The sequence below is a fragment of the Microcoleus sp. C2D2 genome, from assembly GCF_036702495.1.
In the GTDB taxonomy this organism is placed as follows: Bacteria; Cyanobacteriota; Cyanobacteriia; order Cyanobacteriales; family Microcoleaceae; genus Microcoleus.
This window is the reverse complement of record NZ_JAUBTO010000054.1, coordinates 33,141-46,521: the sequence shown is the minus strand read 5'-3', so window position 1 is coordinate 46,521 and position 13,381 is coordinate 33,141. Positions and strand designations below refer to the sequence as shown.

The following is a 13,381-nucleotide window of genomic DNA, read 5'->3' as shown; positions in this document are numbered from 1 at the left end:
TAGTCATTAGTCATTAGTCATTAGTCATTAGTCATTAGTCATTAGTCATTAGTCATTAGTCATTAGTCATTAGTCATCAGTCATCAGTCATCAGTCAACAGTCAACAGTCCACAGTCAACAAGCAGCGACGGTGCAACCGGAATCGATATAATTGGTAATTGCTAATTGCTAATTGGGGGGTTGAAGGCAAAAAAAAGAGGGAAAATACCCTCTTTTAATGACAGTGACTTTCGATCGCTTGCGATGTTATTCTACCGTCGCAGGAGGGATTTCTTCCTCTACATCTAATACTGCTTCCGGTACTGCTTCCGGTGCTACTTCTTCTGGCAGATCCTCTTCCATTGCTGAGGGCACGTCCTCGAGTATTTCGTCGGAGATGTCATCAGGATCGATCGAGTCTACAGGAACGTCTATGCCTGCTTTAGCTTGCTTTTGGGCGAGCATTTTCTCGCGGAACTTAGCTGCCATTTCCTCAGCTTTTTCGTACACCAATTCGCGATTTTTGACCATCGCGCCCGGTTCCGGTTCCAACTGCTTGGTAGAGAGAGAAATCCGGCCCCGATCTGCATCCAAGTCAATAATCATCACTTTCACTTCGTCGTTGACATTGAACACGCTGTGAGGCGTATCGATGTGATCGTGCGAAATTTCCGAGATGTGCAGCAAGCCGCTGACACCGCCAATATCGATGAAAGCACCGTAAGGCTTGATGCCGCGCACTGTACCGGTTACGACTTCCCCGACTTCGAGACGGTTCATCTTCTTTTCTACTAAAGCGCGGCGGTGGCTGAGCACTAAGCGGTTGCGGTCTTCGTCTACCTCTAAGAATTTTAATGGTAATTCTTCGGCGACTAATTCTTCCTTCGGTTTGCGGGTGCTGATGTGAGAACCGGGAATAAAGCCTCGCAAGCCTTCTATTCTTACGAGTGCGCCGCCGCGGTTGGTGGCAAATACTTGCGATCGTACTGTGGCATCTTCTGCTTGCAGTTGTCGCACTCTTTCCCAGGCCCGCATATACTCGATGCGCCGGATGGACAGGGTTAATTGTCCGTCTTCATTTTCATCGGTTAGAATGAAAAATTCTCTGGTTTCGTTTGATTGCAATACCTCTTCAGGGCTTTCGACTCGATTGATGGACATTTCCTGAATGGGAATGTACGCTGCTGTTTTAGCACCGATATCAATCAGAGCACCCCTCGGTTCTATACTAAAAACTGTACCCGCTACTACATCGCCCGGGCTAAAGTGATAGTCATATTTATCAAGTAGGGCTGCAAAATCTTCGTGAGTAAAGCCGATATCTTTGACTGTGGTTTTGAGATTGACCATGCGAATAGTTTCCTAGGATTTCTCTCCTTCATGTTTTTCGTTTGTGCAGGCAGATATTGGAGATTTTGGTGAAAAAGCGGTTAACTTCTTTCAAAATCTTTTACTAAAGTCAGTTTTTGCTAACTTTTTCCCTGTGCAATTGCACGTGGGGGCTTGCCACTGCTATTAATCGAAACTCTGCACTCTGCGTTAAAAGGTTTAATCTTAACATTCAGAGTCCATGGACACTATCAGGTATAAAGAAACTGATATTCTTCATTGAACTAGCCGACCCCGCTTGCGACAGGATTACTCCAGTTTAAGTAGAGGTCGGTTTTGCCAGAAGCGTAAATTCCGGTATGCCTTACCGTATTTAATTAGTTCTTCACCTGTAGTTAGGTTTAGTTCAAATTTAGCTTTCCTAAACTGCAACACCGTGAGGTGTGACGGAGCACTTAACCAATCGAGTTAAGCTTTTACGTTGTTTAGTTATACTCAATTTTAGACCGATGACGATCATAACACACCTAGCACAAAGACCCAGAAAAAAGAACACGGGGACTCTTCGCCCCAAGAGAGGTTCGGCGAAGCGCTGAGAGTTCGGCAAGCCGCTCCCGCCGTCGCTTGGAATCCGGGGCCTAAACGGACAGGTTTTTCAATCTCAAGAAAATATTTCGATAACTTACCTCGCCCAAAAACGGATACCGTGCCGCGTACTCCTGTGGTGGACAGATAAAAATTTTCGGCTCTTGTTCAAGCTCGCAGATTTCATCTGTGGAGTAAATCTCAAATCTCAAATCTCAAATCGACTGACCCGCCTAAGCTGCTGTGCATCTAAATTGAATGCAGAGACGGGCTCCCCTGCCCGTCCCACAATAATTGTAGAAAAATTGACTGTCAAATTAGATGCACAGCAGCTTAGTGCTTTTAAATTAATTTAAGGGAGTTTAGCTGGGAGTAGCGCAGGATGCGGGGCTTTCTCGATCGAATGCATCCGGCTGTGGCGAATCTGCGTCAAAATCTGGCTTTGTTTCTGGTTCTTCAGCTTCGCTGAGCGGATTCTGAAGGTGATTTAGGGTATCTACAAAGTCTCGGATACCTCGAAATTGGCGGTATACGGAAGCGAAACGGACATAAGCGACTTCGCTGAGCGGCCGCAGGTGCAACAGCACCAGTTCCCCAATTTCCGAACTGGCGATTTCTCGGAGCGATCGACCTTGGAGTTGCGCCTCGATTTCTTCTGCCAGGGTTTCGAGATGGCCGGAAGACAAACCGGTTTTTTCGCAGGCCCGAATCAATCCCCTGACTAATTTTGACCTGTCAAAAGATTCGCGCTTGCCGTCCCGCTTGATCACCGTAATCGGCACAAATTCTATGCGTTCGTAAGTTGTGAAGCGGTGCTGGCAGCTCAAACACTCGCGCCGCCGACGGATGCTTTGACCTGATTCGGCTGAGCGCGATTCGAGAACGCGACTATTTGTGTGTTGGCAGGAGGAACAGCGCATGATTGCTGATTTTAACAGGCATTGCCAGCCAATTGCCATTCATCTCACCGTCTGGGGTCTGATGAATGGCTGGACTAGAATAATGACGAAAGCAAACAGCCCTGAAATAGTCCCGCACCAAATTCGTTAGCGCAGCCCTCGAAGAGGATCGCTATGATGCGGGCTGACCGCAGTCCGGTTCAGGATATTTTGGACTTGCAGCAGGCGTATAGCTAATTATTTGCCAATCCGGGGAGGTTCCCGAAAGGCGATCGCAAAAAATAGTACGCCTATGGCTAAAGCCAGAATCAAAATGTAAGCAACACTTTCCATGTTAAATTTTCCCTATCTTCCCTTGCCGTATTATTTTATCTTAATTACTGGTTTTATTTTTAACTAAAAAAACCCGGTTTCTTGAAGAAACCGGGTTTTTTTACACCGGGGAAGTTTCCCGGCTAGCCAGAGGCTGGCGAAATCTAGAGAGGTTCTTCTCTTCTGGTGGTCACGTCGCCCAGTTTTTGGAACAAGCCCCACTCGACTTGTTCTTCCATGTCAGCCTCAACTCCAGCAAACACGTCGCGGAAGATTGTCCGAGAACCGTGCCAGATATGGCCGAAGAAGAACAGCAAAGCAAAGCAAACGTGTCCGAAAGTGAACCAACCGCGAGTCGAAGTGCGGAAAACCCCGTCAGAATTCAAGGTTTCGCGATCGAATTCAAATACTTCACCCTTTTGGGCGGCGCGAGCAAACTTCTTAACATCTAGAGGATTATCAAAGGTTTGACCGTTAAGTTCGCCACCGTAGAAGCTGACAGTAACTCCGCTTTGTTCAAAGCTGTATTTTGATTCAGCCCGGCGGAAGGGGATGTCAGCGCGAACGACCCCATCTTTGTCAGTCAAAATTACTGGGAAAGTTTCAAAGAAGTTGGGGAGACGGCGCACCGACAAAACCCGGCCTTCGCTGTCAGTAAATACTGGATGGCCTAGCCAGCTTTTAGCAATGCCGTCGCCGTTGACCATGGCGCCGGCGCGGAACAAACCGCCTTTAGCAGGAGAGTTGCCCACGTAGTCGTAGAAAGCCAATTTTTCGGGAATTTGCTCGTAAGCTTCTTTGAAGCTTTCGCCCGAGGCCAAGCTAGCTTGAGCTCTGCGATCGATTTCTTGTTGGAAATAGCCGCTGTCCCACTGATACCGAGTCGGGCCAAAAAGTTCGATCGGAGTAGCAGCAGAACCGTACCACATCGTACCGGCAACCACAAAGGCTGCAAAGAATACGGCAGCGATACTGCTAGAAAGTACAGTTTCGATATTCCCCATCCGCAGGGCTTTGTAAAGACGTTCCGGCGGCCGCACTGTCAAGTGGAACAAACCGGCAATTACGCCGACTACGCCCGCTGCAATGTGGTGAGCCACGATGCCGCCCGGATTGAAGGGATCGAAGCCTTCCGGGCCCCAAGAAGGCGCCACTGGCTGGACGTGACCGGTCAGGCCGTAGGGGTCGGACACCCACATTCCCGGGCCGAAAAGTCCCGAAAGGTGAAATGCGCCGAAGCCGAAGCAGAGCAAGCCGGAGAGGAACAGGTGAATGCCAAACATTTTTGGCAAGTCGAGGGCTGGTTCACCGGTGCGGGGGTCTCTGAAAAGTTCTAAGTCCCAAAATACCCAGTGCCAAACTGCTGCTAAGAACAGCAGGCCCGAGAGGATGATGTGAGCGACGGCGACGCCTTCAAAAGACCAGAAGCCGGGATCGACGTTACCTTCGCCCGTGATGCTCCAACCGCCCCAAGAACCCGTAACTCCCAAGCGGGTCATGAAGGGGAGCACGAACATCCCTTGACGCCACATCGGGTTCAAAACTGGGTCTGTGGGGTCAAAAACTGCTAGTTCATAAAGGGCCATTGAGCCGGCCCAACCTGCCACGAGGGCAGTGTGCATTAAGTGTACAGAAATCAATCGGCCTGGGTCATTTAAGACGACTGTGTGTACGCGATACCAGGGTAGTCCCATTGATTGCGGTTCTCCAAGGTGTAAGTGATGATGTCTATTTTGACGGAAAATTCAGATTCTCAATCCCGAGCAGTTACCTGCGGGCTTTAAATTCTGCCTTTTGCCGAATGCCCTCTACCTTCAAAGGTGGAGGCATAAAAATGAAAGTTATTTAAAGAAGTGTATCGAGTGTTAGAACCGATTGCAATATGTTCGGCGTTACATTAGTTGCGGATTGCCCATTTCACAGCGGGTGGCGATCGTCCCGAGGCGTTCGAGGACTTGCTCGGCATCGATCAGTCTGGTCAGCACGACGTTGCCGATGTTTTTGGCAGGATCGTTCGGATCTGCGGGGGCTGTGGGTTTGACTTCTACCATGAGCACAGCCTCTTCGACGCGGTAGAGCCACATTTTTTCTTGGTGATCCCACACACAGAGGTCGAGCTGTACAATGTCGGGGTGGCGTCTCCAAGCGGCGTAAGTCCACTCGCCGCCCACTCCCCAGACTCGCCCAACTTTCCACCCGTCGGATAAGAAAAAATATTTCATTTGTTGTGTACGCTTGTTGAGATTTTTTTGTCTAACATAGCGCAAAACTGCCTGATTACGGAATTATTGAACCGCGAAGACGCCAAGGACGCGAAGGAAGAGTGGAGAAGATGTAGGTAATCTGTTAGCTGTTGGGGATAAATTTACCTAATTGTGAGAGGGGTTTCTGTCTGGTCGATCGGCAAAATATCCGATCTTTGATTGTTCAAGTCGAGTTCAATTCCTAGCATTTATAGGGGAATACTCCTAACAGCGAATCGGTTTCGCCTGAATTTATAAACATTTTCTTCATCTAGACATAACGATTTTATTTGGACTTATCTGTAAACACAACTTGCACAGGCTGAGGATTTTTGGTCATTGCATGAGACATCAATCTCAAACCTTGATTTTTCTTGTTTATTGTGCTAATTTTTTATAAATTTTTGTAAACAAAAGTACCTGTATTGGGAAAGTTAGCTTATTGTAGAAATACAATTTTTTTAAGTTCTAGTTTTGTTGATAATATCGTGTAACTTATGACACAGCCGATCAGACTAACAACCCTTGGTATAGAGTTAGCGCAGGAATCAAATTTTCCCGATGGCTGTCCAATCCTCAAGGCATGGCGTAACAACTACTCTCCAACATTTAATCAGGCAATCCAAGAAAATTTCCAAATAGTCTCTGATCGGGATGCTGACGCTTTTTTGCTACCATCCAATGTTTCATTCTATAGCCCCAAGCGACTCAAGGAGATCGGGAAAATAGTCAGCGATCAAAAATTACCCTCCATTGGTTTTGACATCAGCCACGAGCGTCGCAAACCCAAGTGGCTTGACTATATCATTCGATTTTCTTGGTATCGTCAGCTTCAGGAGTCGGGGGTGATTATCAGTCCGGCATACCTCAATTCTGATGGATTCGATCTCCTCGTAGAAACTAACATCCGCAACTGGCAGCCAACACCCAAGGAAACTATACCGAGTGTGAGTTTCTGCGGTCGTGAGGGTGGAAGTCTGGGACTGGGGGTCTGGAAAATACTGCCCAGAGATCTGACTCGTTGGATGGCAACAGATTTTTTCTGCGCTACAACTAAGGGAATTCGGATGACTTGCTGCTACCCCCTGCGGGTAGATGCGATACAGATTATGGAAAAAGATCCCAGAATCAAAACGGATTTTGTTGGCCGTGGCTCAGTGGGAGCACAGCCGATAGTCGGGGGGAATATGCGTCAGGAATTTCTGGACAATTTGCTGCGTAATCCCTACGCCCTCTGTGTGCGGGGGACTGACAATTATAGTTGGCGATTTTACGAGGCCTTGTCTTTGGGGAAAATCCCTGTCTTGATAGATACAGGATGCTTATTGCCGATGGAGGATGAGATCGATTGGGATAATTTTATTCTCAAAGTTCCTGCGACTCAGTTGCCCGAATTGCCCGATCGTTTATTGGCGTGGCATTCTAGCTTTTCCGATCGGGCGTTTGGTGAATTGCAGCGCGATCTGAGGTCAATTTTTGAGCGACTTAGGCCCGCAAATTTTTACTTGGAAATGTTTCGTAAAATTTTGCCGATCGCTAAAGGGGACGAGTGACGATCACCCCCTTGATATACTCGGAACCATCTCCCATTCTGAAAAATAGTATGCTAAGTTGAGCGCAAATCCATAAGTAACATTCCAGTTTTACTAGATTGCTTTAGATAAGCATCTAGCTGCTCTAATAATCGATTGAAAGTTAAGCAAGAAGTAAGCAAAATTAAAAAAACAGAAGATCAATATACCTAAATTTTTAAAGAAGGCGGAGATATAACAGAAGATAATTTGACTTTAATTAGGTTGACCTACTTTACAACAAAAGGGTAAGTTTTTCACATAAATACTACATGATAATTTAGTTTAGTCTTTAAGTTATACTAAACTAAAGAGAAGACTAAAATCCCGTTTCTCGCCTGCGCTTGCCCTAACTCAGCCATGACCGCACAAACACCAGTACAATTCCAAGACAGTTTCGACATCATCGTAGTTGGTGCCGGACACTCCGGCTGCGAAGCCGCCCTCGCCACTTCTCGCCTCGGCTGTCGCACTCTTTTACTCACCCTCAACCTCGACAAAATTGCGTGGCAACCCTGCAATCCTGCTGTCGGCGGCCCGGCTAAATCTCAACTCACTAATGAAGTGGATGCTTTAGGTGGGGAAATTGGCAAAATGGCCGATCGCACCTACTTACAAAAACGCATCCTCAACTCTTCACGAGGCCCCGCAGTGTGGGCGCTGAGAGCACAGACAGACAAGCGGGAATACGCCGCTGTGATGAATAATATTGTTGAAAATCAAGAGAATTTGACCATCCGCGAAGCGATGGTTACAGACTTAGTTTTAGGCAAAAATGAAGAGGTGATCGGAGTTGAAACATACTTCGGCGTCGCTTTTAAATGCAAAGCTGTAATTCTCACCACAGGCACTTTTTTAGGCGGCACGATTTGGGTGGGCAATAAGTCGATGCCTGCCGGACGCGCGGGAGAATTTGCCGCCGTTGGTTTGACGGAAACTCTCAACCGTTTGGGCTTTGAAACTGGCAGGTTGAAAACTGGAACTCCGGCCAGAGTTGACAAACGTACTCTCGATTTTACTAACCTGGAACCGCAGCCGGGAGATGCAGATGTTCGCTGGTTTAGTTTCGATCCCGAAGTTTGGATAGAACGCGAACAAATGCCTTGTTACCTAACGAGAACTACGCCAGAAACTCACCAGTTAATTAGAGACAATTTGCACCTTTCTCCTGTCTACGGCGGCTGGGTTGATGCGAAGGGACCCCGCTACTGTCCGAGTATTGAAGATAAGATTGTGCGGTTTGCAGATAAGGAAAGTCACCAGATTTTTATTGAACCGGAAGGTAGGGATATTCCTGAACTTTACATTCAAGGATTTTCGACTGGTTTACCGGAAAGTTTGCAATTGCAAATGCTGCGGACTCTTCCTGGTTTGGAAAAGTGCGAGATGATGCGCCCTGCTTATGCTGTGGAGTACGATTATTTGCCGGCAACTCAGTGCTATCCGACGCTGATGACTAAGAAGATTGAAGGGCTGTTTTGCGCGGGTCAGGTGAACGGTACGACGGGATATGAGGAGGCGGCTGCACAGGGGATTGTGGCGGGTATTAATGCGGCTCGGTTTGCGAAAAATCAGGAGATGATTGTGTTTCCTCGCGAGCAAAGTTATATCGGCACTCTGATCGATGATTTGTGTACGAAGGATTTGCGGGAACCTTACCGGATGCTGACTTCGCGATCGGAATATCGGTTATTATTGCGATCGGACAATGCTGACCAACGCTTGACGACCCTGGGACGGGAAATTGGTTTGATTGACGATCGTCGCTGGGAGTTATTTGAGCGGAAACAAGCTAATATTGTGGCGGAAAAAGCCCGTTTGTACTCGATTCGCGTGAAAGAACACGAGGAGATTGGCAAGGCAATTTTGGCTGACACCCAACAAGCGATTAGAGGTTCAATTACTCTCGCTGATTTGCTGCGCCGTCCTGGTTTTCATTATGTCGATTTGGAACGGTACGATTTAGGCAATTCGAGTCTGAAGTTGGCTGAAAAAGAGGGTGCCGAAATTGACATCAAATATTCCGGTTATTTGCAAAGACAGCAAAATCAAATTGATGACATTGCCAAACACGAACGCCGACAATTGCCGGCCGATTTGGATTACATGGCAATTACAACTCTGTCGAAGGAGTCGCGGGAAAAGTTGGCTAAAGTGCAGCCGCTGACTATTGGCCAAGCGACAAGAATTGGTGGGGTGAATCCGGCTGATGTTAATGCTTTGTTGATTTTTCTGGAACTGCGAAACCGTCAGCAGCCGGCTGGTGTGGGAAAATAATCGGATTTGATACAGTTTGTAGTAAGGACTTCAGTTTTTTCTTAAGTCTTTGAGCTAATAAGGACTAAAGTCCTTAATACAAACCGAGAAAGTCAAAGTAGAATGTTAAGATATAGTAGAAACCTTTACCGTACTTGAGTCCCAGTTATGGCTGAAAAGTTAACAGTTAAAAACTTTGGTGGTATCACAGATTTGGAGATTGAGATCAAGCGCATAAATATACTGATTGGCCCCCAAGCCAGTGGTAAAAGTGTTTGCGCCAAACTTCTTTTCTATTTTAAGAACTTCGTATGGGAAATTTTATTGGTTTTAGAGAACGAGCAGACCCAACGCAATCTAGATTCCAACTATTCTAAGAAGTTTGAAGAATATTTCCCTCCCGATTCTTGGGGGAAACAAGATTTTTTTATACGGTATGAGGTGGCAAATATTTTTATAGAAGTTAGTAGAAAAAAGGAATCTAAAGGCAAGATTGTGCTCAGCTATTCAGAATTATTCAAGAATAAACTTACAGAGCTACCCAATTTACTTAAAAAAATAAGCACTCAATATTCTGAAGCATATCCTAAGTATGATAGTTTGGAGCGGTTCTATATAACCAGCCTAAGGTTGAGAGATATCTTTGTAGACTCTTTAGTAACATCTATTGGTCGAGAGGCAGCCTTCCGTCAGTTGTTTATTCCTGCTGGCCGCTCCTTTTTTGCTAATCTTCAGAATAACATCTTTTCTTTTCTGTCGAGCAATAACGGGCTCGATCCCTTTCTAAGGGAGTTTGGTTCAATATATGAAAATATAAAACGTGAGGGTTTATATATAGATAGACTTGAAAATAAAGATATACAAGAGGAAATAGACAAACTAATAGAGAATTCTCTATGTGGGAAGCACGTACATGAAAAAGGGAAAGATTTTCTGGAGGTTCCAGATGGAAGACGTATTAGTATTGCCAACTCATCTTCCGGTCAACAGGAAACATTGCCGCTTACAGTTATGCTAGCTGCACTATCTTGTGAAGATTCCTCCTATACCGTATATATTGAGGAGCCAGAAGCACATTTATTTCCCAGCGCACAGCGTAATATTGTCGAGCTGATTGCTACTGTATTTAATTGTCGCAAGGAGCAACTTCAATTCTTCATAACGACCCATAGTCCCTATATCCTAACAGCATTTAATAATCTACTCCAGGCTGGTATCCTTTATCAAGAATCCAGCGGAGATGTGCAGCGTCAATTAGAAAAAATTGTGTCTAGATACAAATCACTAGATGTTTCCGATCTCTCAGCTTATGTTTTAATGGATGGAAAATGCAGAAGTATTGTGTGTCCTGAGACTGGATTGATAGATGCAAAAGTGATTGATTCTGTTTCTGATGACCTAGCTATTGAATTCGAGCAACTTCTGAACTTAGTTTGAATTGTATATGAAAAGTCTTCCAGAATGTGAAGAGTATAGATGTGACAAAAAAATTGTCTTACAGGAGAACAAAAGTAAAATAACTTTCCTCAACCCAAATCAAGACAAAATATTAACAATTAAGGTTGATGGCTGCGCGATCGGTGATAACGAGACTTTGCGCTGTGACTACGCCCTTATGCCTTCTGATGAAGTAGAAATATATGTGGAGTTGAAGGGAAGCGATATTGTCCATGCAGTTGAACAAATAAAATCAACTATCCGATTACTTTCGGACAATCCCCAAAAAATCAAGAAGCTATGTTTTGTTGTGTCTACTCGCGTGCCTAAACAAACAACAACTATACAACAGCTACAAAGTCAGTTTAAAAAAAACTTTAATGCTAGTTTCCGAGTCAAAAATATTCAAGATGAGTATGATTTAAGCACCAAGGTGGGAGGTAACTGAGCATCAATCCAAATATTCATGCTGTCAACCGAGTAAAATCAGTGCGCCCCCACTGACAAGAGTGAAGCATTTGGATATAAAGCCAGAGGTTTGAAACATAAATTTTCGCCCCTCGGCGTACTCCCTACATCTCTCGCCCAAACATCACATCACCCATTTCCCACCGGTATACGGACAGTGAAATTACACCCTTTCCCCTCCTCGCTTTCTACCAAAATCTCGCCGCCCATCATCTCACAGTAGTAGCGGCTGATTGTCAGCCCCAATCCGGTGCCACTGTATCGTTTCGTTGTTGAACAGTCAGCTTGCACAAAAGCTTCAAACAACCTGTGCTGTTGTTCTTCCGACATTCCAATTCCGGTATCTTTAACAGATAAGCAAATCCAATCCGACTCTTCAACCTTCGGCAGGGGACAAGCTATCCCCACAGAATCAGTTTCACCCGCAGCCATAGAATTCTCAATACCCTCGCGCCCTGCGGCATTCGATTCTTTCCTTCCTGGAATGCGCCTGACACTCACTTTCACCCTGCCGTTTTTGGTAAACTTAGCAGCATTACTCAACAGGTGCATCAAAACCTGCCGCACTTTCTTGAAATCTGCGTGAATAATACCCGCACTTCGATCGCACTCTATTTCTAAAATATTTCCATTATTTTCTATGGACGGTTTCGCAGCACTCGCAACATTTTCTACCAGCAATTCGATATCAATTTCATCGGTTTCGAGTTTCATCCTTCCCGCTTCAATTTTTGAAAGATCGAGGACATCGTTAATTAAAGATAGCAGATGCGTGCCGGCCTCGTAAATCTTCTGCAAGTCTGGTACAAAATCATCCAATCCCGCCTCCTCGGCATCTTCGGAAAGTAGTTGACTGTAGCCGATAATCGCATTTAAAGGCGTCCGCAATTCGTGGCTCATATTTGATAAAAACTGGCTTTTAGCAGTGTTAGCGGCGACGGCGGCTTCCTTAGCTTTTTCCAATTCTTTTGTATGTTCCGAAACCCGCTCGATTAGGTGATTGAGAGACACAGCTAATGAGCCTATTTCGTCTTGTCCGGTGACGGGGGCTCGCAAATCAAAATTAGACTCGGCGGCCACTTGTTCGGCAACCTGAGTGACGCTGATCACAGGTTGGGCGATCGCCCGACTCGTTTGGTAAGCCACCATTCCCGCCACCGCTACCGACACCAGCATACTAATAATAATTATGCCCTTTTCGAGGCCTTGCGCGTCCTCCATCAATTCACCGCCTTGCGACTCTTGCTGCTGGGCAATGTCAATGATTTTGCTCACTTCCTGAAGGCGACTGTCGAGTTTTTTTGCACCTTCTCCGCTTTTAATTGCCAGCAATTTTCGGGCTAACTCTATCTGGGCTGGTGATAATTGCGATCCCTGGATTTGCTGCAAGCTGGACAGGAGAGTATCGGCGTAAGATTCTAAATCTTCTGTGCAATCTTGCAGTAAAGCTTTGAGAATCGCAGGTTCTGCTGCCAGCCAAGCGGGTTGGCTGTCGGCAAACTTTTCTATTTTCAAGCGCAGGTTTTTTGCCTTAGTAATACTCGCGATCAACTGCTCTTTTTGCAATTCTAGTTGCGCCGAATTGTCTACCAAAGAATCTAGCTGCGCTCCCTGCAATTGCGCCGCCAGGGCTGAATCTTTAAAATTGCCCAGCAATTGGGCCTGCAGGTGAGCATCATTGAGTTGGTTTACTCCTTGTCCTTGGTAGTAGTCGGCTATTACCAGTCCGCTCAGGGAGCCAATAAATCCGATTCCTATTGCCAGGAAATACCCGCCGCCAATTTTTTGATGGATGGGCCAACCGCCAATTTTAAATGGCAAGATTTTGCTGATTATTAAGGACGATCTTTCTACAAAATCCTGGCTGGATGTTTTTTTTTGTGCGGTTTCTATAGAAGCGGCTTCTTCAGAAATAAAGAGCGACATCAGTTTACCTACATTGCTATTTTTTGGGTTGACCTTTCGCGTTGCCACAGGTTTTTGCGGCGGGTTAAGTGGTTCTAACTCTGGATTGAACTCGCCCTAGCATTCCCAAACGGCAACTGATAAACTTGCTTCGTCCCCTGTTTTTTTTTGCAAATAAATTTTTGACATATGCAACCCCTGTATTTTGTTAAAATTTACCACGCTCTTAAGTTCTCCAAACGGAAAATCTTGTCTGTTTTCCAGTAGACATCTGCCAAAAATCATCTGAAACTCTTGTGGAGTCAGAGGAGAAACTTAAATTCGGTTGATGTCTAATAGATAATTAGGGTGTTGATGGCTGTTGCCAAAATACTTTTTCGACTCGTAAAAGTCTGC

Annotated in this window: 10 protein-coding genes; 4 read left to right on the top strand and 6 right to left on the bottom strand. The window is 45.7% G+C overall.

Annotated elements, in window-relative coordinates; all coding sequences use genetic code 11:
- Window positions 1-247: 247 nt before the first annotated feature.
- The 5 genes from QUB61_RS18390 to QUB61_RS18370 form a co-directional block, all read right to left on the bottom strand.
- Entirely contained in the window at window positions 248-1,330 is a 1,083-nt protein-coding gene (locus tag QUB61_RS18390; RefSeq protein WP_333127498.1) for a 30S ribosomal protein S1, read from the bottom strand.
- A gap of 926 nt (window positions 1,331-2,256) precedes the next feature.
- Entirely contained in the window at window positions 2,257-2,814 is a 558-nt protein-coding gene (gene nrdR / locus QUB61_RS18385; protein ID WP_333127510.1) for a transcriptional regulator NrdR, read from the bottom strand.
- A gap of 216 nt (window positions 2,815-3,030) precedes the next feature.
- Entirely contained in the window at window positions 3,031-3,126 is a 96-nt protein-coding gene (locus QUB61_RS18380) for a photosystem II reaction center protein T (protein WP_006635641.1), read from the bottom strand.
- A 143-nt stretch (window positions 3,127-3,269) separates the two neighbouring features.
- On the bottom strand, window positions 3,270-4,799 hold the full coding sequence (gene psbB / locus QUB61_RS18375) for a photosystem II chlorophyll-binding protein CP47 (protein ID WP_333127496.1): 1,530 nt from the start codon (window positions 4,797-4,799) through the stop codon (window positions 3,270-3,272).
- Between the two features lie 198 nt (window positions 4,800-4,997).
- Window positions 4,998-5,327, bottom strand: a complete 330-nt coding sequence (locus QUB61_RS18370; RefSeq protein WP_333127494.1) for a hypothetical protein — start codon at window positions 5,325-5,327, stop codon at window positions 4,998-5,000.
- 518 nt (window positions 5,328-5,845) lie between these two features.
- Between QUB61_RS18370 and QUB61_RS18365 the strand changes: the two genes are divergently transcribed.
- The 4 genes from QUB61_RS18365 (at window position 5,846) to QUB61_RS18350 (ending at window position 11,060) form a co-directional block, all read left to right on the top strand.
- Window positions 5,846-6,901 (top strand): exostosin domain-containing protein, encoded by a 1,056-nt coding sequence (locus QUB61_RS18365; RefSeq protein ID WP_333127492.1) that lies wholly within the window; start codon window positions 5,846-5,848, stop codon window positions 6,899-6,901.
- Window positions 6,902-7,279: 378 nt separating this feature from the next.
- Window positions 7,280-9,196 carry a tRNA uridine-5-carboxymethylaminomethyl(34) synthesis enzyme MnmG gene (gene mnmG / locus QUB61_RS18360; protein ID WP_333127490.1) on the top strand — a complete coding sequence of 639 codons (1,917 nt, stop codon included), beginning with the start codon at window positions 7,280-7,282 and terminating at the stop codon, window positions 9,194-9,196.
- Between the two features lie 147 nt (window positions 9,197-9,343).
- A complete protein-coding gene (locus QUB61_RS18355; RefSeq protein ID WP_333127488.1) occupies window positions 9,344-10,612 on the top strand; it encodes an AAA family ATPase in 1,269 nt (422 codons plus the stop codon).
- A gap of 7 nt (window positions 10,613-10,619) precedes the next feature.
- A complete protein-coding gene (locus QUB61_RS18350; RefSeq protein ID WP_333127486.1) occupies window positions 10,620-11,060 on the top strand; it encodes a hypothetical protein in 441 nt (146 codons plus the stop codon).
- Between the two features lie 149 nt (window positions 11,061-11,209).
- Here QUB61_RS18350 and QUB61_RS18345 read toward each other — a convergent pair whose 3' ends face one another.
- Window positions 11,210-13,054 (bottom strand): ATP-binding protein, encoded by a 1,845-nt coding sequence (locus QUB61_RS18345; protein WP_333127484.1) that lies wholly within the window; start codon window positions 13,052-13,054, stop codon window positions 11,210-11,212.
- Between the last annotated feature and the right edge of the window lie 327 nt (window positions 13,055-13,381).

What these genes read in the sequence shown, in the direction of transcription:
- QUB61_RS18390 (WP_333127498.1), bottom strand. Translation starts at nt 1,330, where the DNA reads ATGGTCAATCTCAAAACCACAGTCAAAGATATCGGCTTTACTCACGAA.
- nrdR (WP_333127510.1), bottom strand. Translation starts at nt 2,814, where the DNA reads ATGCGCTGTTCCTCCTGCCAACACACAAATAGTCGCGTTCTCGAATCG.
- QUB61_RS18380 (WP_006635641.1), bottom strand. Translation starts at nt 3,126, where the DNA reads ATGGAAAGTGTTGCTTACATTTTGATTCTGGCTTTAGCCATAGGCGTA.
- psbB (WP_333127496.1), bottom strand. Translation starts at nt 4,799, where the DNA reads ATGGGACTACCCTGGTATCGCGTACACACAGTCGTCTTAAATGACCCA.
- QUB61_RS18370 (WP_333127494.1), bottom strand. Translation starts at nt 5,327, where the DNA reads ATGAAATATTTTTTCTTATCCGACGGGTGGAAAGTTGGGCGAGTCTGG.
- QUB61_RS18365 (WP_333127492.1), top strand. Translation starts at nt 5,846, where the DNA reads ATGACACAGCCGATCAGACTAACAACCCTTGGTATAGAGTTAGCGCAG.
- mnmG (WP_333127490.1), top strand. Translation starts at nt 7,280, where the DNA reads ATGACCGCACAAACACCAGTACAATTCCAAGACAGTTTCGACATCATC.
- QUB61_RS18355 (WP_333127488.1), top strand. Translation starts at nt 9,344, where the DNA reads ATGGCTGAAAAGTTAACAGTTAAAAACTTTGGTGGTATCACAGATTTG.
- QUB61_RS18350 (WP_333127486.1), top strand. Translation starts at nt 10,620, where the DNA reads ATGAAAAGTCTTCCAGAATGTGAAGAGTATAGATGTGACAAAAAAATT.